This is a genomic window from Niabella sp. CPT15-335-S11 (genome assembly GCF_058792415.1).
In genome coordinates, this window is sequence record NZ_JBYTEI010000002.1 from 378476 (window position 1) to 403438 (window position 24963).

Below are 24963 nucleotides of genomic sequence, written 5' to 3' on the forward strand. Positions count from 1 at the left end.
ATCCGAAAGTTACTCGCAGGTAAAGATAAAAGCTGATACTATTTCTTTATGCCGATCCAAATCAGAACGATTTTTTCAATCATAGTCTCTCTTTTGACTTTTTTTTGCTATTTTGGCCGAATTATAATGGACCGGAACTTCGTGAATATTTGACTGCAGTTGCGCGTTTCACTGAACTTCCTAAATCCGAATTGAAAACCAAGCATTAGAACAAGTCATTCCGCGAACAATTAATTGTTTAGCCCGCTTTTGCGCAGCCGGAGTGTATCTAAACTGCTTCAATATTTTCAAGAAGTTTAAAATCTAAAAAAGCTTACTATAATGAACAAAATGAGACTAACATTCCTTTTACTCTTAGTTCCTTTTCTCATCAATGCCCAGCCATTCAACGAACTATCCGATTCTAAACCACACGATGACGCAAAGGTTTGGAATGCGTTAAAAAGTAATTTCCAATTTTCCTGGGGCAATACAGATACCCGATACCCGAAGCTTTCCATCCCCTTAAAACCCGGCATGGAAAACAGAGACGGTTCGTCCGACCATATAAAACTTACGGCATGGCGCGGCGAGCAGGTGAACGCACAGGCTGTCTTCTTCACTAAGATGAATTTGAAAGACGTAAGCTTCTCAGTTTCGGCGCTGCGAAACGGTCGATCTATTATTTCTCCATCCGAAATTCAGTTACAACCGGTTTACTATATAATGACCGATGAACTAAATAAGGATGGCAAAGGCGGTTGCAGACATACACCTGACCCCACCAAATTCGATTCGAGTGTAGTAGCTGATATGCTGGGCCCGGTTTCCCAAGGACTGACAATCCCCGCCCGGACTACAAGACCGGTCTGGCTGACCATCAACGTCCCTGGCAATGCACAACCGGGATCATATAAAGGATCCGTTTCCGTTAATGTCCCCGGTCATAAAACCAAAACCCTGCAAATAACCCTGGAAATAAAAAACAGGCAACTCCCCCCTCCTACGCAATGGTCCTTTCACCTGGACCTCTGGCAAAACCCTTATGCAGTGGCCCGTTATCACCAGGTGCCTTTATGGAGCAAAGAACATTTTGACCTGATGCGTCCACTGATGAAACGCCTGGCGAACGCGGGGCAGAAGGTAATTACTACAACTATCATGCATCGCCCATGGAACGGCCAGACCTATGATGCATTCGGCAGCATGATCAGGAAAACAAAGACTGCAAATGGAGGTTGGCAATACGATTACGAAGTATTTGACCGATGGGTCAATTTTATGATCAACGATATCGGTATATCCCAACAAATCAACTGCTATACGATGGTCCCCTGGGCGCTGAATTTTGATTACTATGAAGCAGGAAAAGATGACCTTCAATTTATTCAAGCGAAACCCGGCTCCCGGGAATTTACCGACTACTGGCTTCCCTTTTTAACCGACTTCGCCCGCCACCTGAAGGCCAAGGGATGGTTTTCCAAAACAACCATTGCGATGGATGAGCGTTCGATGAAAGATATGCAGGAGACCATCAAAGTTATCAAACAGGCTGAGCCTGATTTCAAAGTCTCGCTGGCTGGTAATTATCACCAGGAAATCGAAAAAGATATTTACGACTATTGCATCGCCTACAAGCAAAAGTTCCCCGATGATATTAAGGCACAAAGGGAAAGGCAGCATAAGATCAGCACCGTGTATACCTGTTGTGCGGAACCGTTCCCAAACACTTTCACATTCTCTGCTCCTGCTGAAGCCACCTGGATAGGCCTGCATGCTGCAGCAGGGAACTATGACGGCTACCTGCGCTGGGCGTATAACAGTTGGCCTGAAAAACCTATGCAGGACTCCCGCTTCCGCAGTTGGGCCGCGGGAGATACGTACTTGGTCTACCCCGATGGCCTGAGCAGCATTCGCTTTCAACGGCTGGTGGAAGGGATACAGGACTATGAAAAAATTCGTATCCTGCGCAAGGAACTCAGCAACGATCCGGGTAAGCTCAAAAAGCTAAACGACGTCCTGGCCTTATTTACACCGGATGGAAAAGGAACCCAACCAACCGAAAGCACGGTACGAGAGGCACAAAATATAATAAATGGATTTTAAAGGCTCGTAGAAATACGAAGGTGCCATTTACCTTCGTATTTCTACGGATCACATCGCTAATTGCGACATAATTGCACTTAAACCCTGGGCTGCCAGCCATTCTCATAGGTGCGCCCCCACAGTTGCATTGCTTTTGGATTGTTCAGGATATGGCCGTTACGGGGGTCAGTGATCAGCATACCACCAGTCCGCTGGGCTATATTTCCCAACTGGACTAATAAGGTGCTGATATGGCCGCTTTCAATATCTGAGTGGAGTTTTTCCGAGCCTTTGATAGCGTTGAACAGGTTCTGCACGTGATAGCCATCGAGCAATCCAGCCGGATTCACCGGATCTGTGACGTCAACCTTCTTTTCGGGCTTTACTTCTTTAATCACTTTGCTATCCAACCCATACACGGTGTATCCATTACCTGCGCCTATTTGCATAGTGCCAGTTTCGCCATAAAATACAACACCCACGGAATCTCCTTCACTTTTGGTACCGTTTGCGCTCCGGCCTTCCCAGGTTATGCTTCCTTTATTTCCAAACTCAAGTCCAATCATTTGGGTATCCGGCGTTTCCCAGACATCTGAAAAAACATAGCATCCACCCGCAGACGTAACTTTTGTGGGAAAATCTACCTGCATACCCCAACGGGCAAGATCCACCATATGCGTTCCATTATTTAAAGCTTCCCCGGTTCCCCAATGCCAGAACCAATGCCAGTTATAATGAACCAGGTTGTCCTTGAACGGTCTTCTTGGCGCCGGCCCCTGCCATAAGTCATAATTAAGCCATGAAGGAACCGCTGTTAGATTACCCTTCGGAATGGGTTTACGGCTATTTGCATACCAGGTTTTTGCGTAGTACACCTTACCAATAATTCCATCGTGCAGCTCCTTTATACCCATGGCAACATTGGGGAAGGATCGCCTTTGGTTGCCCATTTGCAACGCTTTCCCATATTTTTTTTGTGCCGCTATCAAGAGCTCGCCTTCACGGGGATTGTGACTGCAGGGTTTTTCGAGATACACATTTTTCCCCGCCTGCATAGCCAGCAAGGCTGCTGGTGCATGCCAGTGATCGGGCGTTGCGATGACCATCACATCCATATCTTTCTGTTGCAGAGCCCTTCGAAAATCAGGAATATTTTTTGGCGTCGCAGATTGAATTTTCCCGATTTGGTTTACACATTTTTCGGCCGCGCGGGAGTCTACATCACTGATAAAACCCACAAGACAGTTTGACTGCTGTGCAAGTGTATTCGCCAGGGCAAGACCCCGGCTATTAACACCCATTACTCCCACGGTAAACCGGTCATTAGCGCCTGGTATCCTGCGGTAGCTCGCTGCAGTAACTCCTTGAAGCACGCCACCCACGCTGACTGCAGCAGATGCCATGAGTGCTTTCTTAACAAAGTCTCTCCTTGTATTTTTATTATTTTCCATATTTCTAATTTGTGGAAATCATCAGGACGTTTATGATGAATGGTTATTTGTTCTTTCCCGTTATTTCATTGATGGATACCGCGTTTCCCCCGCGCTGTTTGCTTTTGTCTGCTGCTTCCATGAAGGCAACTATTTCCAGCGTTTCCTCTGCAGTTACCGGGGGCCTTCCTGTTTCAAAGAATTTAATGATCTCCAATAGTAATGGGTCATAGCCCTTGAAAGGGCCCAGCGTAACATTGGATCGCTCTCCGAATATTGTTCCGCCGTAACTACCTTTACCAGATCTGGTTCCCCTGAAGGTCCCCACCCTGCCGTCATTCCAAACACCCACCACCAGATCCGTGTCAGGAGTGTATGTTCGTCTCACGGCTTTGCAACCGGTCCCCATGGCCGCAAATAAAGTCTCCACACCATGAATACCGTACCAAAACAGATCCGGATGAGTTTTCTCCAAAGTCGCGGGGCTATAAGTGTCTGCGCCGATCACTCTTCCAATCTTACCTTCTTTGACATCGCTCATGCCAGTGATATATCTAAGCGATGACGATGAAAAAACAGGCGTTTGATATTTTGCAGCGGCGTCAAAAATGGCCTTCGTATCCTTATAGGAGGCAGCGATCGGTTTATCTATAAACAATGTCTTTTTTGCCTTGATAACGGGTAATGCCTGTTGCAGGTGCAGCCTGCCATCATTGGTCTCCAGGAACACGACATCAACCAGGCTGATCAGTTCTTCAATGGAATTCACAATCTGAACGCCAAACTTTTTCACTTCTTCCGTATAACCCGGTATCCGGTCAATGCTGGATTGGATATCATTACTGCCCTTTGGGTAAGCGGCCACAACGCGGTATCCTTTGAAATCGGGGTTGGGATTCTGCGCATTCAAAGCCTGCGTGTATGCCACGGAATGCGATGTATCCAACCCGATGATCCCCGCCTTCCTGGTAACCTGACCTTTTCCCTGATCCACCAGCGGACTAAAACCACTCAGGCTAATTCCCGCGCCGGCAACTGACAACATTTTCAAAAATTGTCGTCTACCCTTTTTGCTGACTTTCATATAACTTTTATTTTATTTTAAAAAAAAATAAGAAATGTAAAATGCTAGTGCGACGAAATAGGACTGAACGTTATTTAACTGGGAACCGATTTTAAAATAGGGTATCCATATCGCATTCACCCAGGAGACCGAACCGATAATGAAAAACATCAGCCCAATAATTATCAACGGCAAAACCAAACTCTTTCTTTCAACTTGCATGTCTATCGCTAAAAAAATTGAAGTAACAATTGTTCAATCAAGGCAAAACAAGACTGACAACTTTCATTGTAAGCCTTGACAAATATAGCATTCGAAGTCCAACAAACCCCTTCCTTCTAAGGAAATTAATCGCGCCCCGCCTTGGATATGGCTTGACGTACTATCAACATGCCAGGCTGGCTTCAAGTCTCTGAAGTGCTGCCACGTTCTTCCTTAGAAGTCATAGCGACTTGTTCGATACGCTTAAATAGGGGCCGGTAGATGAGCTCAAAAGCAACACAGACACTCCGGGATTTTTTTCAATGACTTTTTCTTTCGCTGATTTTTACCTGAATGCGATAGTACCGGAATTTCCGACCTGCCTTGTCATAATCACTGTGAACCATGTTTGTTGCATAGTAATAGATCCAATAAGTATCCTTTCCCGCAGGAATCAGTCCGGGAGCAATTATGCCCCAATTAGAATTTTGCCCCTCCAGAAGATCATTGGTAATATCAAGATTTGTGATTGCAAAATTCCCTTTGTAATGGTAGGCTACACCAAATTTTATCGCATTTGACTTTTCATTAAAAAACGTAGGGAACAGGATATCGAGGTTATCGCTGACCTTACTTGCCCCCGGGTTATAAAGATGGGGAAAGCTACCTTCGAAATCAGACGTTAGTACATTCTTCTGTGGTTCCAGCGTCTTCCAGTTCCTGTCTGTTACCGTAAGGCCAATGGTTCTGTATCTTGTCCCTTTAAAGACCTCCCAATACCTGTTATAAATATAATATTTCCCGCGCCGCTGTATAACTGAAAACTGGGAATCATGTTTTTCGTTCCAGAGCACTCTTTTATTTACCCAGTTGATACCGTCCTTTGACTCTTCGATAAAGGTCTTTTCGCGCTGCTTGTCGGTCAGGTCCTTTGCCGTATATATCATCTGGTACTTGAATGGTTTACTTTCGTCAATAAACAAATCCTGTTCCACGATGCCATCTTTTTCCGGATCTCCGCTGCCCCTTAATATATTATTCTTCTTACCTGGTATCTCCTTGGTCCAATGCTTCCCATCTTTCGAGTATGCATAAACCAGGTACCCTGAATAGTCATCTTTACGCCGGTCGTCCCAGGATGAATACCACATCTGCCAGAAATCCGGCCGGATCCTCAGCACCTTCAGGTACCCCATCATTTGATTTTCCCAGGGTTTATCCTGGACCATGACCACTTCTCTCGTGTCCTTTAATACTTCGAGCGTAAATGGTAGAGCGGGTCGATCCAGAATTTTCGTCGTCGAACTGCAACTCATTAACACAAATGCGATGATCTGCAGCACCAATAAATTTCTCTTAAAAAATTGCTTCATTGCCTGTCTGTCTAGCTCATTAACATTTTACAACGCCGGTGCAGGTAAATGATTTCTCATTAAAGATCCCGATGGTCTTAAACAACAACCTGGCCATTTGCAGATGGCCTTTGCCCGAAGGATGCAAGGCGTCCGCAAACCATCCTTCTGCCAACGCCTGTGCATTATTTTCCTGCCAATATTTCCAGTTGTCCACCAGGATCACATCGTGTTTCTTCACAACTTTATAAATCGTATCCACGTACTCAGGCAGCCTCAGCCTGACATCGCCACCAGGTAATTTATATTGAATGGTATTCGGTGTGTGAATAATTGGGATCGCCGTAATTTTTCTGAAGCTGTCTATCAGCCAATTCATGTTCTCCTCATACATTGACACCGAAATATTGCGGTTGACGGCAGCGTCGTTCGTTCCGACCGTGAGTGAAACGACCCTTGGGTTGAACTGCTTGATGCGCCAGTCGAAATCATTCCGGATATCTTTTGACGTGTGTCCACTGATCGCTGTATTGACCACAAAATCGCGCCCCCGCCCCATTTCAGTCCTGATACGTTCAGTAAAGATTTCCGGATAACTCCGCAGTCCGTGCGTGTGTACAGCCCCATGCGTAATACTGTCGCCCGAAAATACCCAGATTGCCGGCTTGCTTTTGTCGGCCACCAGTTTAGTGATCTGCTCCAGGTCGCCCTGCGCAGAGCGGGAGACCACAACGGCAGTCGCAGATGATGCACATGACTGCACTAAGGATGGAAGACCGGCTACAGCTAGCCCTTTCAAAGCCTGGTTCAAGAAAGTTCGTCTTTTCATCATGAGATCTATTACTAATATTAATCTGCGTTTGCTCCCATCATTTACCTCAAAGCAATTATATTCCCAACCTCAACGCATCAATACCTAAGCACGGCGCTACAACGTTATATTTCAGCAGTGAGACCAGTATCTAAAAATAGAGAACAATTATTACAAAGGCGAATTTAATCGAAAAACATTTCCCCGCAACGAGCAACGACTCTCTTTTTCCAGACTATCGGCTCCGGGTACTCATTTTAGAACAGCGCGTTTCCGTTTCCAATGGGGAAATACAGCTTTGGATTCGAATCCCGGAACGCCGGAATCCCCAGTGATCAAATCCCTTCATAAAAAAAAGAGTACACCCGCTATGCAGGCATACTCTTATTAAAAATTCTTTCAGTATATTCTGACTACAGCACCCTCACTCTTAGTACCCCCTCAATATCGCTGATCCGTGCTATACCGGGATCCTTAATTTCATCTTCTACGTCTATCATCGTGTATGCATAGTCCCCCCGGCTCTTGTTGATCATATTCGTAATATTAATTCCGTCTTTGGCCAGGGCTGTGGAAATCTGACCCAGCATATTCGGGACGTTCTTATGTGCCACGGTGATTCTGTGCGTAGCGGCACTGATGCCCATATCGCAGGCGGGAAAATTCACTGAGTTTTTAATATTGCCGTTTTCCAGAAAATCTTTAGTCTGTCTTGCGGCCATCACCGCACAGTTATCTTCTGACTCGGGTGTAGAGGCGCCAAGGTGTGGAATAGTAACAACGCCTTTCATCGCCACCAGTTTCTGATTAGGAAAATCTGTAACATACACACCAACCTGACCGCTTTCCAGTGCGGTCTTTATTTCATCGTCATTCACCAGCTCACCGCGTGATAAATTGATTATCCGCACGCCTTTTTTCATCTGGCGGAATGCGTCTTTGTTCATCATCGTCCGGGTACCATCATTCAAGGGAACATGAAGGGTAATATAATCGCTGTTTTTAAAAACAGTCTTCAGGTCGTTGGCTTTTTTTACCATTCTCGACAAGCCCCAGGCAGCATCCACCGAGATATACGGATCATAGCCCAGAACTTCCATACCCAGGTTAGCAGCAGCATTCGCCACCATTACGCCAATCGCACCTAATCCAATTATGCCAAGTGTCTTGCCTTGCAGTTCCGGCCCTACAAAACTGGCCTTTCCTTTTTCAACCTGTTTGTCCAAATCATCACCACTTAGTGACTTTACCCAGTTGATACCCTGTACAATTTTCCTGGAAGAGATCAACATGGACGCAATTGCCAGCTCCTTCACGGCATTGGCATTTCCACCAGGTGTGTTAAATACAACGATTCCTTTTTCAGCGCATTTGCCCACCGGAATGTTATTCACCCCGGCTCCGGCCCTCGCTATGCTGAGAAGCGATTCCGGTAACTCCATTTCATGCATCGAGGCACTCCGCAGGATGATAGCGTCCGGAACAGATACATCATCGCCAATCTGATAAGAATCGCCAAATCTTTCCAACCCCACTTTAGCGATCTTATTTAAAGTTTTAATTTTGAATTTTCCCATTAAAGTCTGCTATTTTTTATTGTCCGTTTCAAATTTTTTCATAAAATCCACCAGTTTCTTCACACCTTCAACCGGCATCGCGTTGTAAATACTTGCGCGCATACCTCCTACCGTCCGGTGACCTTTCAACTGAACGAAACCGGCCGCAGTTGCTTCTTTGACAAATTTGTCATCCAGCGCAGCACTGCCAGTCACAAACGGTACGTTCATAACCGAGCGGTCTGCCGGGTTAGCCGTGGCACTAAACATCGATGAAGAATCCAGAAAATCGTAAAGCACTTTCGCTTTTTCTATATTGATCTGTTCAATCACTTCCACCCCACCCAGATCCTTCAGCCAATCCAGTACCAACTTACAGAGGTAAATACCATAAGTGGGGGGCGTATTGAACATGGAACCATTGTCTATATGCGTTTGATATTGCAACATCGTGGGCGTGAAGGACATAGCGTTCCCTGCCAGATCTTCCCGAATGACAACAACCGTTACACCTGCAGGACCGATATTCTTCTGCGCACCGGCATAAATCAAACCGAAACGTGATACATCATATTTTTTTGACAGAATATCAGATGACATGTCACCCACCAGCGGAATATTTCCGGTATCAGGAATATTATTGAACCGCGTACCATAAATCGTATTATTAGTCGTAATATGAACATAATCCGCTTCCGGATCAAATTTCGTCGGGTCCAGCTCCGGGATGTAGCTGAAGGTTTTATCCTCCGATGAAGCCACCACGTTAATTGTACCGTAGCGACTGGCTTCTTTCCAGGCTTTTTTAGCCCATACACCCGTTACAACGTAATCAGCTTTCTTATTTTTGTTCATCAGGTTTAGCGGAACCATAGCAAATTGCATTGAAGCGCCTCCCTGTAAAAACAGGATCTTATAATTATCCGGCACCTGCATCAGCTCCCGGAGAGATGCCTCTGCCGCATTTATAATCGCCATATAGTCTTTGGAACGGTGACTCATTTCCATCACCGACATACCGGTATTTTCATAGTTCAGCATTTCACTTTGCGCTCTCCGCAATACGGGCTCAGGGATGGCAGAAGGGCCAGCCGAGAAATTAAATACTCTTTCCATAGTAAATATTTGATAGATTATGCAGCAAAAGTACCATTCAACCGGCTAAAATCCATATTATTCGATGATTTTTAGGCCGTTCTGCATTGTTTGTGCATAAAATTCAAATAGATAGCCCTCACAAACCTCACTGATTGATCCCGGGTATAAGGGCACGAGAAAGATTGCTCCATTGCAGATCAACAACAGGTAAAATCAGCGCAGAACATTCCGTTCAACCCGATAATGCTGGACATCGGGAATTCCTGGCCATTGTCCAGTACAACAATTTTATGTCCCTCTGTTCCTTTTAGTTCGCTGATATGACCTTCGGCCCTTTCCAGACCTTTGTCGTCCACGATAAAGGACGCCTTTACATGCTCGCGTTGCGCCTGAAGCACCAATGCTTCGAAGTCTCCATTTACATCTATCGTAGTTCTCTGATCCATCGTAAAATATTTTAGTTCTTAGAAATAATCACATTTCAAATACACTCTTTTACATAGAAACTGCCCGTGTATTGCGTTTAATAGAATAACACTCCACGGGCAGAATAGTTGCTTTTTATCAATCATGCGTTTGTCGCCGGTGAGCTTCACCATTACCTCTTCAACCTCCCCTTCTCAGGTTTCGCCTGGCATTAAACTGCCTCGGCTTTGTAACCGGCCTTACCCAGCGTCCGGATGACCTGCTCTGGCGTAATACCTTCAGACCGGACCGTCAGAATCTTGTCGCGATTGGTCGTATCTACCTCCCAGTGGCTGATCCCTTCTTCACTATCCAGAAAAGGTTTTACGGTAGCCACGCAACTGCTGCAATTGATATTCGTTTTAAATTGGAAGTTCTTCATTTCGTTACTCATATTCATTATTTTAAAATTGTTAAACACTATGTATAAAGGTACACTAGACAAGCCCCAAGAGTATTGTGGAACTTTAGAAAAGATTTGTATTTTTTACTGTACTATTTTTTCCACTTCAGCCTCAGACTGTTACTAACAACACTTACACTGCTCATAGCCATCGCTGCACCTGCGATCATGGGATTCAACAGAAAACCGTTGACAGGGTACAGGATTCCTGCCGCAACCGGTATGCCGATAATATTATAAATAAAGGCCCAGAACAGGTTCTGCCGGATCGTTCGTACCGTCTGTTTAGATAGGCGCAAAGCCCTCGGAATCCGGGTCAGATCAGAAGAAATGATGGTCATTTTAGCTACATCCATAGCTATATCGCTTCCCCCACCCATTGCGATGCTCAGGTCTGCCTGGGCCAGCGCCGTGCTGTCATTAATGCCGTCACCCGCCATCGCCACAATCTTTCCTCCTTCCTGCAACGCTTTTACAAACTGTGCTTTTTCCTGTGGGAGGACGCCCGCTTTGTAATGCCTGATGCCGGTTTGTTTCGCAATAGCTTTTGCCGATGACTCCTGGTCGCCGGTAAGCATGTGCACTTCAACGCCTGCGTCCTGTAACTCCCGGATAGCTTCAATCGAGGATTGCTTGACCTGGTCCGAAACAGCCACTACGGACAAAGCTTCCTGCTCATTAGCGAACCAGATAACCGTGGCAGCCTGACGGCTCCATTCTTCGAATTGCTTTCTCAACGTGCTATCAATGGTGATATTATTTTCGCGCAACAAGGATTCATTCCCCGCTAAGTAACGAGTGCCATTATAAACCGCTCTCACCCCGCTACCGGTAAGCGATTCAAAGTTTGTCAACGGAACCGTTTCAATTCCGCCCAGGTGACTGACGATCGCCTCGGCCAACGGGTGCTCGGAATGTTTCTCGATACTCAGAAGAATTTGCCGCGCAGATTCATTGCCGGGCTTCCACACCATTCCGGTAACCCTGGGTTTCCCTTCGGTGATCGTACCGGTTTTATCAAGCACTACCGCGTTCACGCGGGTGCCTATTTCCAGGGCTTCCGCATCCTTGATCAGGATGCCGTTCTCCGCGCCTTTGCCAACACCCACCATGATCGCCGTCGGTGTGGCCAGACCCAGTGCGCATGGACAGGCGATGATCAGCACCGTAACAAACGCCAGTAAACCGTGAACCAGTCCGTTATCGCCCCCGAGCGTTAACCATAAAAAAAAGGTCAGCACAGCGATACCCATCACCACGGGAACAAAAATTCCCGCGATCTTGTCAACAAGCTTTTGCACCGGAGGTTTGCTTCCCTGCGCATCCTGCACCATTTTGATGATCTGAGCGAGCATGGTCTCCTTCCCTACTTTCAACGCCCGAAACTGAAAACTGCCTTTCTGGTTTATGGTGCCTGCAAAGACTTTTTCGTGCTCCTTCTTCAGGACGGGAATTGGTTCTCCGCTTAGCATACTCTCATCTACATAAGAATTCCCCGCTACTACGGTTCCGTCCACCGCGATTTTCTCGCCGGGTTTCACCAGTAGAAGATCGCCTGTTGTAACTACACCAATTTCCACAATTTCCTGGCTGCCATCGGGACGCAAACGCGTTACGGTCTTGGGTTGCAGGCCCATGAGTTTTTTAATGGCCGATGAGGCGCTGCCCTTCGCTTTCTCTTCCAGGAGCCTTCCCAGCAGGATGAAGGCGATAACCACCGAAGCAGCTTCAAAATATACGTGTGCCTCCAGACCCCTTTGCGTCCAAAAACTCGGAAATAACACGGTGAAGACGCTGAACAGATAAGCCGTCCCGGTACTCAGGGCGACCAGACTGTCCATATTAGCAGAACGGTGTTTTGCCTGTTTCCAGGCATTGATAAAAAAATCCCTGCCAAGCCAAAGAACAATGGGTGTTGACAGAACCCACATGATCTCGTTGGCAAATGGCATATCCATCCAGAACATACCGATCGCTACAACCGGCACGGATAGTATAAGTGCGAGAACCGTCCTCTTTTTCAAGCGCCTGAACTTTTCCTCATGGATCCTGTCCAGGGTGTCCTGCCCGGAGTCTTCCTCATCGATCAGCAAATCATAACCCACTTCCTGAACTGCCTGTTGAAGCGTTTGCGGGCTGGTCATGCCCGGCAAATAGTTTACAACCAGGTTACCGGTGGCGAAGTTAACAGAAGCGTCAAGTACGCCATCTACAGACTTGACGGTACTTTCAGCACTGACTGCACAGGATGCGCAGCTCATATTTAAAACTGGAAAAGTTTTTTTAACGGTTGCCACACCATATCCAAGGTCGGTAATAGCCTTCACGGCTTCCGTTACGGTTGAATTGTCCCGGACAGAAATAACCGCCCGCTTATTGTTCAGTTCCACCCGGTGGTTCCCGATTCCCCGAAGTTTTGACAGCTCTCTGTCCACTATCGATGCGCCATGCTCGCTCTCCACTGCTTCCAGGGGAAGGTATATTGTTTGTTCGTTGCTCTCCACAACTCCTGCTGTTTCTTTCATTCTGCAAATTTCGTTCGTTAGAAGGAAGAAACTATTGTGTTTTTGTGAAATTGATTTGTAAGGTTTGTACTTTGCGGCCCCCTCACCCCACCTGATCAAGTGGTTTTCGTTTGTTGGCTTTAACTTGTTTAAAATGACTGGGCGTAAGACCTGTCACTTTTTTAAACTGGTTACTCAGATAGGCTACACTCGAGTAATTCAGTCGCTGCGCAATTTCACTTAACGATAATTCATCATATACAAGCAACTCCTTCACCCTTTCAATTTTTTGTGCTATTAAATATTTCTCAATCGTTGTGCCCTCTACATCGGAAAACAAATTAGAGAGATAATGGTAATCATGATGAAGTTCGCGGGCTAACAGGTCCGACAGATTACCCCGGTTTTCATAATCCTGGTTGTGCACGAGATCAATGATGACGTGTTTGATCTTTTCGATGATCCTTCCCTTCCGGTTATCAATTAATTCAAAGCCTAATGGAAGCAGTGCCTCATGGATCTTTTCTTTCTGTTCGGCTGTGATATCATGCTCCAGTTGCACCTCGCCCAGCGTAATCTGCTTAACCGGTATTCCCAGTTTATCCATTTCATTTTGCACCACCATGATACAGCGGTTACAAACCATGTTTTTTATAAATAAATCTGACATCGTTCTCTCCTGACATGTGATAAACACCGAAAATACATATAAGTTTAACCCCGCAGTCATTTTCCGTACATAAAAAAGGGGCGACCCTTTCTGGGTACCCCTCGTCGAACTTTAAGAAACAAGCAATATTTATACTCAGAGTTGCGTATATCCTGCATTCTGGATGATCTTCCCGGGATTCGATTGCATCACCGTCATCGGGATCGGATAAAACATCATATGATCACTCCAGGTAAACGGACTGTATCCATCTGCAGCCTGCTCAGCTATCATAACGTCCTTTGCTCTTTTTGTACGGACAAGATCAAACCAGCGATGGTTCTCAAAAGCGAGTTCAACCCTGCGCTCTTTTTCAATGGCCAGCAAAAACTCATCTGAATTGGCAAAATCTGAAAGCATATAATCTTTGAGGAGATTCGCCGGTTTGGTAATCGCGGGATCTCCCGGCGTGTTCCTGGCCCTCTTTCTTATTTCGTTCAAGTAAAATAACGCTTTCGTTTTGTCGCCATTCATCCTCACCAGGGCCTCGGAATAAAGTAGATAAATATCGCCCAGCCTCAATTCTATCCAGTTGTTGCCATTATCACTTCCGCTGCTGGCCACATCATAATATTTGACAACATAGCGGTCATTTTGCACATTCTTGGTTTTGGCATTGATCCAGAAATCCCGCATCGAGACATACTTCCGGGGATCGCCGAATTCATAGGCAGCCGACATATCACCGGTAGGTGCATTCGAACCGCCCTTGTTACCAACCAGCACAACTTCTTTGTCAGAAAACCTGGGCGCAAAATCATTGTTCCAGGGGCTTCCGGTTGAGCCGTTCGGACTGCCTTTTTTATACTGGACTTCAAACAAAGATTCTGAACTGTTTTTCTTATCCACGTTGAAAAGATCGTTATAACGAGGTACGAGTGAAGCTCCCGAGGTCAGGATTACCTCTTCGGCTTTTTGAACGGCGAGTGTGTAATAGCTTTGCCCTTTGTTCAGCGGGTAACCGGCCATCGTCATATAAACCTTCGCCAGCAGTCCCTTTGCGCCCCACTTCGTAACACGGCCTTTATCAATAGACGGGTAGTTGGCAGGGAGATTTTCTTCGCCATATTTAAGATCCTCAACGATGAGGTCATACATGGATTGAAGTGGTGGCCTCACGAGTTCATAAGCTTCTGTCGGAGAGACTTCCTTATCCACTTTGATGACTCCCAGCAGGTCGCCTGAAGTTGAGAATCCTCCAAAAGCCCTGTTTAACCAGAAGTAGACCAGCGCCCGAAGAAACCGTGCTTCACCAATATACTGTTTTTTCAGTTGTTCACTCTTAAACTTTACCGTCTCTATGCGCCCGATAACGATATTGCATCGCAAAATAATATTGTATCCATTGTCCCAGGTGCTGGATAAATAACCATTCTCCGGCAGGAGTGGTGCAGAGAAAATATCTATCCCGTTCTCATTTGCCGGGTTACCCGCCAGCCAGGAAAAATTGGTATTGTCGGACCTGATTTCACCCAACTTGATAAAATTACTGTTGTACAGGGATCGGAGGTTGCTGTAGGCCGATAAGACAGCCTGGTTCATGTCTTCCTCAGTCTTGTAAAAAGAAGTTGCATTCAGATTGGATGGCGGATTCAGGGTTATAAAATCCTTTTTACAGGAAAGAAACACGGAAGCGATGATCAGAAATAATATAATTCGGTTCATTTTATTTCAATTTTAAATTACTGACTATTCAATTAAAGCGTAAGGTTCAGACCGATAATAAAACTACGTGCGGCCGGATAACCCATATAATCACCACCCCGAGATAATCCGTCTCCCTGGCTGCTGTTTTCAGGATCATAACCGGGGTATTTTGTCCAGGTGTACACGTTCTGCCCGGTAGCGTATACTCTCAATCCGCGAACACTCAGGGATCTGAATTTCACCAGACCGAAATCGTAAGACAGTGTGATATCGCGCAGGCGGATAAATGAGCCGTCTGTAACCCATGCTGATGAAGGGTCGCGCTGCCATCCGCTAGGCGTCCTGGTTGCCCGGAAATGGATGCCGTCACCTGGTTGCTCGGGTGAACGCCACCTGTCCATCTGCTCCAGAAGCCCATTTCGGTCGCCGTGATAAATACCGACCATCCGTTTATAAAAGCTGAATAATTTAGCCCCGTAGGAATAACTGATCTGGGTTGAAAGCGATAATTTCTTATAGGAAAAATTGTTGCCAAACCCACCCAGGTATTTAGGTTGATTATTGCCGATGATCGCCTTATCAGTCTGATTCAGCACGCCGTCTCCGTTTACATCTTTATACCGTCCATCCCCTATCTTATCGGTAGGAAGATGCGGATACTTATCCAGTTCTTCCTGGCTCATGAAGACGCCTTCATATACATACCCGTAAAAACTGGCGATTGGATGTCCGGGAAGAGTAATGAATGAGTTGTTGGCATTTGGCGCACCGCCGAATATTGGCCGGCCATCGGGACCCACAGCCAGCACTTCATTATGGTTGAATGTAATATTAAAATCGCTCGACCATTTGAAGGCCCCTATCAGGTTTTTTGTGCTGAGTAAGAACTCCACACCCTGATTCAGCACCTTGCCCACATTTTGTATCTGGCTGTTGTACCCTGTGATGGAGGGCACCGGCACGTTTAGCAGCAGGTCGATTGATTTACTTCTGTAGAAATCGGTCTCCAGTCGAACCCTGTTGTTCCACAATCCCAGATCGAGTCCGATATTGGATTGCAATATCCTCTCCCACCCGAGGTTGGGATTTGGAATAGTACTGGGGTTTACCGAATTCTGAATATTGTCACCCAACGGATAAAAACCCGTGGTCAGCAGCCCGATGGAGGAATAGTTCCCAATCCGGTTATTTCCGGATACACCATAGCTTGCCCTCAGCTTTAAATCACTGATGGCATGAACCGGCTTCATGAATGACTCCTGGTTGATCCGCCATGCGCCGGAAACAGAAGGGAATACCCCCCATTTTTTATTTTCTCCAAACCGCGAAGAACCGTCACCCCGGATCGTGGCTGTCAGTAAATATTTTTGATTAAAAGTATAGTTTGCCCGACCGAAATAAGAGACCATGGAGTACTCCGATTTGTTACTGGTAAGCTGATACATGGTTCCTGCATTCAGGGTCTTGATATTATCATTGGGAAATCCCCTGGCCTCCCCGTACAGATAATCGTAATAATGTTTTTGGGCAGTAAAGCCACCCATAACTACCAGGTCATGCTTGTCGGCAAAATTATTTTCATAGGTCAGGGTTTGCTCCAATACCCAATCGTAATCGGCGGACCTCTCATCCAGGCTCCTGGCTGGTCTGGGGGCTTTGGAACCATCCAGATCAACTATGGAGGGTTCAAACATTTGATAATTGTCGTTTCGAATCCCCCCGTTTATGTGAATACGGTATTTGAGTTGATCTAAGAGGGCCACTTCACCCGTCAGTATTCCTACCCAGCCATATCTCTTTCGTTTGCGGTCCACCTGCTCAGCAATACCCACCGGGCTGGCTACGTCCCCCGCAAACACTTCCGGGTTGCGGACCATAGATCCATAGGTACCATCGTCATTCCGAAGATTAAAAATGGGAGGAAGTGAGGCCGCGTACATAATAGGTGCGTCTTTCCCATTTGCCTGTTCATCACCATTGGTATAAAAGGCATTCAGATTAAATCCTAACTTAATGCGATTGGAGATCTGCGATTCCACACTATTCCTGAAATTATAACGCTGGTAATCGGTATTCAGGGCGATACCATTATCTTTCAAATAGCTGCCTGAAAAAGCATACCTGGTTTTTTCGCTCCCACCTGAAACTGAAAGTTCATGCTGCTGAATGGGCGCCTTGCGAAAAATAAGATCCTGCCAGTTGTTGTCGGGCATGGAGGCCACGGATGCGGGATCTCTGAAATCATACAGGTAACCGTCTTTGCCATCGGGAATGATGAAAAGCGTATTCGCGCTCGGGTAAAGCTTACGGCGGCTGTTGGGATCATTGATGGAGTGAGGACTTTTGTTCGGGTCCGCCTTGATAATCGCCTGATCAAGCCAGGCCTGGTTGCGACCGTCAATAAACCAATCCACATACTGATCCCTGTTCATCATGGGAATGGAACGCGAGCGTTCCTGGAACCCTATATAGCTGCTGATACCGACTACCGGGGCCCCGGCTTTTCCCTTTTTCGTAGTGATCAGGACCACGCCATTTGCACCCCTGGATCCGTAAATAGCCGTTGACGAAGCATCTTTCAGTATCTGAATATTATCGATATCGGAGGGGCTTATAAGGTTGAAGGCACCGCCTTCCATCGGGTAGCCGTCCACGACATACAGCGGTGCGTTCGACTGGGTAATAGAACCGGTACCTCTGATGCGGATTGACAGACCTTCACCACCCGGCGCACCGTTGATTTGCTGTACCTGAACGCCCGCCATCTGGCTTGCCATCGCCTGAGCAAAGTTTGCAACCGGCTTGTCTTTCATTTGATCTGATGAGAGACTGGCCACAGCGCCCGTCAGGTCCGATTTCTTCCGGGTACCATAACCAACCACAATCACCTCATCGCCCACCTTTTCTTCTTTAACCAGCTTGATAGTAAGATCCTGCTTTCCCCCTGCAAAAACTTCCTTCGTGAGGAATCCGGTACTTGAAACAACGAGGACCGCATTTTCAGCGGCTTCCAGCGTGAAGCTTCCATCGCTCCTGGTTATTGTTCCCCGGGTGGTGCCCTTGATCATGACCGACACGCCTTCCAATGGTTGTCCTTCTTCATCCGTCACTACCCCGCGTATCGGGAGCGCGTTAATAATCTTCCTGGGAGATTCTGTAACTTTCTCAGAAATGCTCAGTGTTGATGAATTCAATCTAATAAAATGCGTTGAACTGTTTGCGTAAACTCCCGCAAACCCCGCTAAACCAAAAAATAGCAGAAGCAAGCTGATATTTAACATGACATATGGTTTCCGGGATGGACATACGAATTCCTCCCCCGAAAGAGTAATTTTTTTCATATTTACATTTTGATAATAAGTAATCACACCAATGGGTTTGCCACTTAATGTGTGCTTTTTAAAATACCTGTGTTTTGCCAGGTCAGTCGTTACGATTGCAGTTTATCCTGACCTGATTTTAAATTTCATTGGTAACCCTGTTTTAGTTTAGTAATTGAGTTAAAGCAATACGACGTCATGCCACTGCATGCCCATATGACACGCCCAAATGTAAATATAACATTTAATTCAGCCTATGCAACTTTTTCTTCGAAATCGAAATAGTTGATCGGTTAGTCAGCGTTAGCGAGGTTCCCGAAATAGAATCGCCATTTTATGAAGGCCATTGATTAGCGGCCATGGTCGACTATTTCGGCCCGTTTTTTTTGATTTGATTCAGCAATGCTGCCAGTTCTTTTACTTTTTCCGGATATTTTTTTGCCAGATTATTCCTTTCACCCATATCCACCTGGAGATTATAAAGCTGGGGTTCGGGGTCATTGCCCGATTCGATATTCACCAACGGCCTGACGGCCGGACCAGGGTTGGGTTCGATATACTTCCACCCATCGCGCGTCACCGACAGTGCGCCACCCTGCTGTACGTGTATGGACCGCCCTTTTGTTGTGCGTCCCAGCAGCGCATCCAGCATATCCTGGCTGTCGGTAGCCTCCCCTGCGGGAATACCCTGTCTGGTGAGCTTTGCAAAGGACGCCAGAAAATCAATCTGGCTGACCAGCGCACCGGACACACCGGGTTTCACGTGCCCGGGCCAGCTCAGAATGAATGGTACACGGGTGCCACCCTCAAGAGCACTGTATTTACCTCCCCGCAGCCATCCGGCAGGTGTGTGTCCATTGAGGCGGGTTACAGCTCCATCCTGGTAACCGTCATCCAGCACCGGACCGTTGTCCGATGTTACAATCACGATGGTATTTTTTTCAAGCCCCAGGGTTTTTAAATGCTCCATGATTTTACCAACCGACCAATCAAACTGAAGAATAGCATCTCCCCTGAATCCCAGTCCGCTCTTTTCTTTAAACATGGTTGAAGGCATCCGCGGCACGTGCGGTTCCGTGGGTGAATAATACAGAAAAAACGGCTTGTTCTTATGTTCACTGATAAAACCGATGGCCTTATCCAGGAAAGTGGGCGATAGCTCTTCATCGGTCCAGCGCGCTGTTTTGCCTCCCGTCATATATCCGATTCGCCCGATCCCATTTATGATTGTCTGGTCGTGGCCGTGATTCGGAGATGCTTTCATCTTCAGCAGCTCCGGATGCTCCTTCCCAGTGGGTTCATTACCAACTTTCTTCACGTAATCAACCTGGATCGGATCGTCCGGATCCAGGGCGATCACTTCGTGATTTTCCAGAAATACCGTCGGTACCCGGTCGGCCGTAGCCGGAAAGATGAAGGAGTAATCAAAACCGGTTTCGTTAGGCCCCGGGCTGATGGCATTGTTCCAATCCTTGGCAACGGTTGTACCCAGACCAAGATGCCATTTACCCACAATACCCGTTGTGTACCCTGCATTCCTGAACACTTTTGGCAACGTGATCCTGTCCAGCGGCACAATCAATGCTGCATCTCCAGGCAATACGGCGGCACCTACCCGCCAAGGATACTGACCGGTCATCAGGGCATACCTTGAAGGAGTACAGGTGGCAGATGTGCAATGCCCGTTCGTGAACCGTATCCCGGAGGAAGCGAGCTTATCGATCTGAGGTGTTTGAATTTTTGTGGCACCATAACAACTGAGATCTCCATAACCCAGATCATCGGCATAAATGTAAATGACATTCGGTTTTGCTGCGGTTGCAGTAGACCGGCTTTTGTTTTGGGCCAGCATGACCTGTTGGAAACAAAGAACGAGGACCAATACCAGGCAAATATTAATGTTCAATTTCTTAACCAATCGAAACCCGGACCTATACACGTGTGCTATCATCTTATTTATTCAATTAATAAAAATTAAATGACGTTATTCATGGATTAATTTTCATATTTTTAATGGCCGCCCACCTCTGTGGTAGACAAGCCTCGCTTAGGGAGGTAAAACCATCTGCCTTTCGACCGGATAAGCTGCGCTAAGTTACCCAAATTATTTTCCGGTACAGCAATTTCTGTTATGGGTGTCGTTTGATTCAGGCTAAAGGATTTACTGTCCGATGCTTTCATGAATTTTCGCCGGGATGTCTCGCTGCGAACTATGAATCAACCCTTCCGCAGCGCTATAAGTATTCAACCGGGCGCTCACCCCCAATACAGTTTTTTTCTCAACACAAAAATACTTACCTTTAAGGACGGCTTTTTACGCAATAGTTAAAGGGTGTGAATCAAGCAGGGCAATATTCACCTGCTTGTATCCTGATCCGGGAAGTTGGGTGCCGTTGGTGTACCCAGGTTGTAAAAACTTCAGCCGACTAGAATAACCTGATGGACATATTATTTAATCTGAAATATTAAATCTTCATCTTATGGAAACAAAAATTGGATTAAGCAACCAGAACATGGCAGAAGTCGCCAAAAGTCTCAACATTCTGTTGGCCGATGAGACGGTCCTCTACATTAAAACCCGAAACGCACACTGGAACGTGGAAGGTGCAGATTTTCACACGCAGCACCTATTTTTTGAATCACAGTATGAAGAACTTGATGAATTCATTGATGAGGTGGCCGAACGTGTCAGGCAACTCGGGCACTACGCCGTGGGCACCATGAAGGAATATCTCCAGTTAACCCATTTGACAGAAATGAAATATGGCGCCAATGACAGCCAGGGGATCATTAATGAGCTGCTGGGGGATCATGAGCAGATCATCATGCACTTACGTGGCGTAATAGTAGAATTCAGCGAGAAATATGAGGACGAGGGGAACAGCGATTTTGTGAACAGCCTTATGCAAAAACACGAAAAAATGGCGTGGATGCTCCGTGCCCATCTCAAGTAATATTACTCTCAGCTCATTTTGCCGGCGGGGTCAATACGGCGTCAATCACATGTATGATCCCGTTAGATGCCGGTATGGATGCCAGGATATGTGCGGTCCCGTTGAGCACCGGCTTCCCGTCTACTGTGGTCACGTGGACGTTACCGCCGTTGACCATACCCAGGTTTTGGCCATCGGTCAACTGATCGGCTTTAAGTACACCAACCACCACGTGGTATTGCAGCACATCGATCAGCGCGTCTTTTTTCTCTGGCTTCAACAGACCTTCCACCGTTCCCTTCGGAAGTTTGTCAAAGGCTTCGTTAGTCGGGGCAAAAACCGTGAATGGTCCTGCATTGCTCAGCGAATTCACCAGGTCTGCCGCCTGGACCGCCTTAACAAGTGTGGAGTGGTCTTTACTTCCCACTGCAATCTGAACGACATTCGGGGCAGATGTGCTATCCTGGATCCCTGCCTGTGAGTGCGTCTCAATAGCGGTGGTAGTCTCACTTGGAGAGGATTTGGTCCCGGTACCCGACTGGCAGGAGAAAAAGGTTGCGGCGCCTAAGATTAAGATGATTTTTCGTTTCATAAACAGAATTTATCAGGCAAGTTATATCATCAGTTTTGATAATTCTTATGCGTCCAGTCATAACAAAAACTGATCCTAATCATCCCTGTCTTCACCGCCTTTGCCCGACATCTTCCTCGGATAAGGCACATCGCCTTTCGCATCATACCACAGTATCTCATTCATCAAACCGTCATCGCCCCGGTCGATACGGTCAAACTCCGGCCTCATGGATTGACGGGCATAGTACAGTTTCCGTCCGGTAAGGGTGGTCAGCGGCGGATTCATCTCATTCAGCGGAATATATGCCGGCCTGTGCGTAAATGGATGCAGCGAAATATTGTTGTCAAAACAGTCAAACATGGGGCTGGCGCTCGCATCCAGGGCATTCATCGGGGGAATGCCCAAGATTTGTTCAATCGACCTGACCATGCTCGTCTGGTTGTAATTTGTAGAAATCGTTCTCTTCAATCTGCTATAGGGGCTGATCACGAATCCAGTGGTACGATACGCTGAAACATGATCCCAGCCCGCTTGTGAATCATCTTCTGTGATAAAGATGGCGGTAGATTCCCAAAACCTGCTTTTCGAAATGGCCTCCACGATCCTGCCAACAGCAAGGTCATTGTCTGCTACCATTGCACGCGGCGTGGGAAATCCGGGCCGGGTGCCGATCGTATGATCGTTTGAAAGTGCCATGACTACCAGGTTAGGAAACTGATCGCCGGGCATGGCCTCGTATTCCTTAAGCTCCCTGATGAAAGCATCTGCGCGAATCACATCCGCTATATTGTGATCATCAGAGCCGGGAAATTTTTGGGAAAGCATCGGTCTCACCCTGGATATTGTGGAAGTATTGTGAAATTCAAGCGGTTTCCCATTTTTATAATTTTGATAGATCGTCGTCCAGTTCAGGCTTTTATCATAATGCGGCTGGCAGGCTTCACCATATATTTTAACCGTTTTACCGTGGTCGGCAGCATTGTTCCAGATAAATCCTTTTTCATCGTAAACCAATGCATCTTCCTGTACGTGCGGATAGCTCCTGAACCAGGCCCTCACGCTTTTTTGTACGTAATCAGTGACCATTGCTGCGTCAGTCCACTGATGCCCCTCCGCAGAACATTTCCCGGAGGCGTGAAAATTGTCCAGCAACACAAAATCCCCGGCAAACTGATGCTGGTTGGGTGTAATCGAATCGCCGTAGATGCATAGAGATTTTAAACCCTTTCCTCCTTTCATATCACCCAGCACCTGGTCGTAGGTTCGGTTTTCTTTGATGATATACACAACATGTTTAAAGACAGACGGCTCACCAATCCGCTCCGGCATCGGGCGGGGTGCAATATTTTTTCGTGGCGCCAGACGCGACAATTCGTTTCTGAAGGACAGATTCAGCTCTTTTACTTTCCTGGTATACATGGCGAGCTGCCGGTCATCCGGTACAGAAATCACCGACACCGTAGCTTTTTGTTTGTGTGAGTTATAGGCCCCCGCTTCCCCGTACTGCGGGTCGTTTCCAATTTTAGTTTCCCGGCTGTTTACCCGTGCACCTTCCCCTTCCAGGTTAGTAACGAAAAGCCGACCATTATACAACGCCACACCTCCGGGGTAGGCTTCCGTTGGAATGAACCCGCGGACAAAAGACTTGCCCCGGCCCGAAGCGCTTGCGCCTGCCCCCAATTGGACTACCGCGAGCGCATTGTCCATTCCGTTGGCAACGTACAAGGTGGTACCGGAGGGATCAATCGCCATCGCGTTTGGCGTGTCGCCTATGAACCCGTTAGCATGATCATCCAGCTTGACCGGAATCTTTGAAACTACTTCCAGGTCAGACACCCGGATTACCGATATATTATCGGAGTTGCCATTGGCCACGTAAACAAATTGCTGATCCGGACTGGTGATGATATCATTCGGGTGAAGTCCCACCTGAACTTCACGAATACTATCGCCGGTGTGTATATTGAATACACTTACTGAACCCATAGAAGTGGCGCCGGTTGCCGGATTTATATAAGCTTCTCCATAGGGCACCCCGGCAGTCTCCTTTCCGGCACGCGGGTCAGGTGTGGGTCCTGCCCAATTGGTAACAAAACACAGATCACCTGCAAGCGTAATACCATAAGGGGCTATGCCTGTGGGCCGGGTCCACAAGGGTCTGAGGGTTGTTAAATCAATTTTCACCAGTTGGTTATTTCCATTGAGCACGACCAGCAGACAGGCTTTCCCGTTTTCATGACATATCTCAATTTCGTTAGGCAGCGCCATTGGCGCCGGTGCCACGGCATCGAGTACGATCGGATCCAGCAGGCTGATCTGCTTCCCGTTCCAGGTGGCCCGCATCACATAGGACTTTTTAGAGCGGGTATCAGCAGCGCTCCAGAAAATTTGATTAAGTCCATCTGCAACTTTCATCACCTGAATACCCGAATAGGTACTCATACAATTATTATACAGCTTGTCTCCCGCGAAACTCCAGGTCGCCAGGATCTTATGGGTTCCTGTGTCCATGATCATGATACCATACCGGTCCTCCACGACCAGGTGAGAAGTCCCAGATATCAGCTTAAGGTCTAAACTGTGATTTTCCAGTTCGGGATCTCCATAAACGATTACTTTCCCCGCGGGATCTATGATGCGGTTATAGGGCATCAGCACCGGCAGGATATTTCTATTAAGCGTACTATCATCGGAAGGATGATAGTAAATATTTGTCGTTTGGGGATTGCCTGATTTACCCTGATGGGCTACGTTGCAGGAAATAACCACCAGGGAAATACAAGCCAGAAGCCATGCGGAGATGTTTAACCGGGAGTGCATGCGAAATAATTTG

17 protein-coding genes are annotated in these 24963 nt (G+C 46.9%); 2 read left to right on the forward strand and 15 right to left on the reverse strand.

Annotated features, from left to right (window positions below; all coding sequences use genetic code 11):
- Positions 1–330 precede the first annotated feature (330 nt).
- Positions 331–2085 (forward strand): DUF4091 domain-containing protein, encoded by a 1755-nt coding sequence (locus AC3WS5_RS08165; protein WP_492466804.1) that lies wholly within the window; start codon positions 331–333, stop codon positions 2083–2085.
- 77 nt (positions 2086–2162) lie between these two features.
- Here AC3WS5_RS08165 and AC3WS5_RS08170 read toward each other — a convergent pair whose 3' ends face one another.
- The 13 genes from AC3WS5_RS08170 to AC3WS5_RS08230 all read right to left on the reverse strand — a co-directional run bounded on the left by AC3WS5_RS08170 (position 2163) and on the right by AC3WS5_RS08230 (position 20529).
- Entirely contained in the window at positions 2163–3515 is a 1353-nt protein-coding gene (locus tag AC3WS5_RS08170) for a Gfo/Idh/MocA family protein (RefSeq protein WP_492466805.1), read from the reverse strand.
- Between the two features lie 43 nt (positions 3516–3558).
- Positions 3559–4578, reverse strand: coding sequence for a Gfo/Idh/MocA family protein (locus AC3WS5_RS08175; RefSeq protein WP_492466806.1), 1020 nt, complete (start codon positions 4576–4578; stop codon positions 3559–3561).
- 500 nt (positions 4579–5078) lie between these two features.
- The gene (locus AC3WS5_RS08180) at positions 5079–6131 is read right to left on the reverse strand and encodes a hypothetical protein (protein WP_492466807.1); all 1053 of its coding nucleotides are present in this window, start codon (positions 6129–6131) and stop codon (positions 5079–5081) included.
- A 19-nt stretch (positions 6132–6150) separates the two neighbouring features.
- Positions 6151–6942 carry an SGNH/GDSL hydrolase family protein gene (locus AC3WS5_RS08185; RefSeq protein ID WP_492466808.1) on the reverse strand — a complete coding sequence of 264 codons (792 nt, stop codon included), beginning with the start codon at positions 6940–6942 and terminating at the stop codon, positions 6151–6153.
- Between the two features lie 392 nt (positions 6943–7334).
- Positions 7335–8498: a phosphoglycerate dehydrogenase gene (locus AC3WS5_RS08190; protein WP_492466809.1), complete on the reverse strand. Its 1164-nt coding sequence runs from the start codon at positions 8496–8498 to the stop codon at positions 7335–7337.
- Between the two features lie 9 nt (positions 8499–8507).
- Entirely contained in the window at positions 8508–9593 is a 1086-nt protein-coding gene (gene serC / locus AC3WS5_RS08195) for a 3-phosphoserine/phosphohydroxythreonine transaminase (protein ID WP_492466810.1), read from the reverse strand.
- A gap of 179 nt (positions 9594–9772) precedes the next feature.
- On the reverse strand, positions 9773–10021 hold the full coding sequence (locus AC3WS5_RS08200; protein WP_492466811.1) for a hypothetical protein: 249 nt from the start codon (positions 10019–10021) through the stop codon (positions 9773–9775).
- Between the two features lie 191 nt (positions 10022–10212).
- Positions 10213–10434 carry a heavy-metal-associated domain-containing protein gene (locus AC3WS5_RS08205; RefSeq protein WP_492466812.1) on the reverse strand — a complete coding sequence of 74 codons (222 nt, stop codon included), beginning with the start codon at positions 10432–10434 and terminating at the stop codon, positions 10213–10215.
- A gap of 101 nt (positions 10435–10535) precedes the next feature.
- Positions 10536–12968: a heavy metal translocating P-type ATPase gene (locus tag AC3WS5_RS08210; RefSeq protein ID WP_492466813.1), complete on the reverse strand. Its 2433-nt coding sequence runs from the start codon at positions 12966–12968 to the stop codon at positions 10536–10538.
- Between the two features lie 82 nt (positions 12969–13050).
- Positions 13051–13593 (reverse strand): helix-turn-helix domain-containing protein, encoded by a 543-nt coding sequence (locus AC3WS5_RS08215; RefSeq protein WP_492466814.1) that lies wholly within the window; start codon positions 13591–13593, stop codon positions 13051–13053.
- A 159-nt stretch (positions 13594–13752) separates the two neighbouring features.
- Complete coding sequence (locus AC3WS5_RS08220) at positions 13753–15321, reverse strand: RagB/SusD family nutrient uptake outer membrane protein (protein WP_492466815.1); 1569 nt, start codon at positions 15319–15321, stop codon at positions 13753–13755.
- A 32-nt stretch (positions 15322–15353) separates the two neighbouring features.
- A complete protein-coding gene (locus tag AC3WS5_RS08225) occupies positions 15354–18644 on the reverse strand; it encodes a SusC/RagA family TonB-linked outer membrane protein (RefSeq protein WP_492466816.1) in 3291 nt (1096 codons plus the stop codon).
- Positions 18645–18990: 346 nt separating this feature from the next.
- Positions 18991–20529, reverse strand: a complete 1539-nt coding sequence (locus AC3WS5_RS08230; RefSeq protein WP_492466817.1) for a sulfatase family protein — start codon at positions 20527–20529, stop codon at positions 18991–18993.
- Positions 20530–21103: 574 nt separating this feature from the next.
- Here AC3WS5_RS08230 and AC3WS5_RS08235 point away from each other — a divergent pair.
- On the forward strand, positions 21104–21577 hold the full coding sequence (locus AC3WS5_RS08235) for a Dps family protein (protein WP_492466818.1): 474 nt from the start codon (positions 21104–21106) through the stop codon (positions 21575–21577).
- Between the two features lie 13 nt (positions 21578–21590).
- Here the strand turns inward: AC3WS5_RS08235 and AC3WS5_RS08240 are convergent, their stop codons facing one another.
- Both AC3WS5_RS08240 and AC3WS5_RS08245 read right to left on the reverse strand, forming a co-directional pair.
- Positions 21591–22148, reverse strand: a complete 558-nt coding sequence (locus AC3WS5_RS08240) for a fasciclin domain-containing protein (protein WP_492466819.1) — start codon at positions 22146–22148, stop codon at positions 21591–21593.
- A 75-nt stretch (positions 22149–22223) separates the two neighbouring features.
- The gene (locus AC3WS5_RS08245) at positions 22224–24950 is read right to left on the reverse strand and encodes a bifunctional YncE family protein/alkaline phosphatase family protein (protein WP_492466820.1); all 2727 of its coding nucleotides are present in this window, start codon (positions 24948–24950) and stop codon (positions 22224–22226) included.
- Positions 24951–24963 lie beyond the last annotated feature (13 nt).

Excerpts from the sequence above, each read along its gene's own strand:
- AC3WS5_RS08235 (WP_492466818.1), top strand. The coding sequence starts at position 21,104 with ATGGAAACAAAAATTGGATTAAGCAACCAGAACATGGCAGAAGTCGCC.
- AC3WS5_RS08205 (WP_492466812.1), bottom strand. The coding sequence starts at position 10,434 with ATGAGTAACGAAATGAAGAACTTCCAATTTAAAACGAATATCAATTGC.
- serC (WP_492466810.1), bottom strand. The coding sequence starts at position 9,593 with ATGGAAAGAGTATTTAATTTCTCGGCTGGCCCTTCTGCCATCCCTGAG.
- AC3WS5_RS08180 (WP_492466807.1), bottom strand. The coding sequence starts at position 6,131 with ATGAAGCAATTTTTTAAGAGAAATTTATTGGTGCTGCAGATCATCGCA.
- AC3WS5_RS08240 (WP_492466819.1), bottom strand. The coding sequence starts at position 22,148 with ATGAAACGAAAAATCATCTTAATCTTAGGCGCCGCAACCTTTTTCTCC.
- AC3WS5_RS08215 (WP_492466814.1), bottom strand. The coding sequence starts at position 13,593 with ATGGTTTGTAACCGCTGTATCATGGTGGTGCAAAATGAAATGGATAAA.
- AC3WS5_RS08170 (WP_492466805.1), bottom strand. The coding sequence starts at position 3,515 with ATGGAAAATAATAAAAATACAAGGAGAGACTTTGTTAAGAAAGCACTC.
- AC3WS5_RS08245 (WP_492466820.1), bottom strand. The coding sequence starts at position 24,950 with ATGCACTCCCGGTTAAACATCTCCGCATGGCTTCTGGCTTGTATTTCC.
- AC3WS5_RS08220 (WP_492466815.1), bottom strand. The coding sequence starts at position 15,321 with ATGAACCGAATTATATTATTTCTGATCATCGCTTCCGTGTTTCTTTCC.
- AC3WS5_RS08225 (WP_492466816.1), bottom strand. The coding sequence starts at position 18,644 with ATGAAAAAAATTACTCTTTCGGGGGAGGAATTCGTATGTCCATCCCGG.
- AC3WS5_RS08210 (WP_492466813.1), bottom strand. The coding sequence starts at position 12,968 with ATGAAAGAAACAGCAGGAGTTGTGGAGAGCAACGAACAAACAATATAC.
- AC3WS5_RS08200 (WP_492466811.1), bottom strand. The coding sequence starts at position 10,021 with ATGGATCAGAGAACTACGATAGATGTAAATGGAGACTTCGAAGCATTG.
- AC3WS5_RS08185 (WP_492466808.1), bottom strand. The coding sequence starts at position 6,942 with ATGATGAAAAGACGAACTTTCTTGAACCAGGCTTTGAAAGGGCTAGCT.
- AC3WS5_RS08165 (WP_492466804.1), top strand. The coding sequence starts at position 331 with ATGAGACTAACATTCCTTTTACTCTTAGTTCCTTTTCTCATCAATGCC.
- AC3WS5_RS08190 (WP_492466809.1), bottom strand. The coding sequence starts at position 8,498 with ATGGGAAAATTCAAAATTAAAACTTTAAATAAGATCGCTAAAGTGGGG.
- AC3WS5_RS08175 (WP_492466806.1), bottom strand. The coding sequence starts at position 4,578 with ATGAAAGTCAGCAAAAAGGGTAGACGACAATTTTTGAAAATGTTGTCA.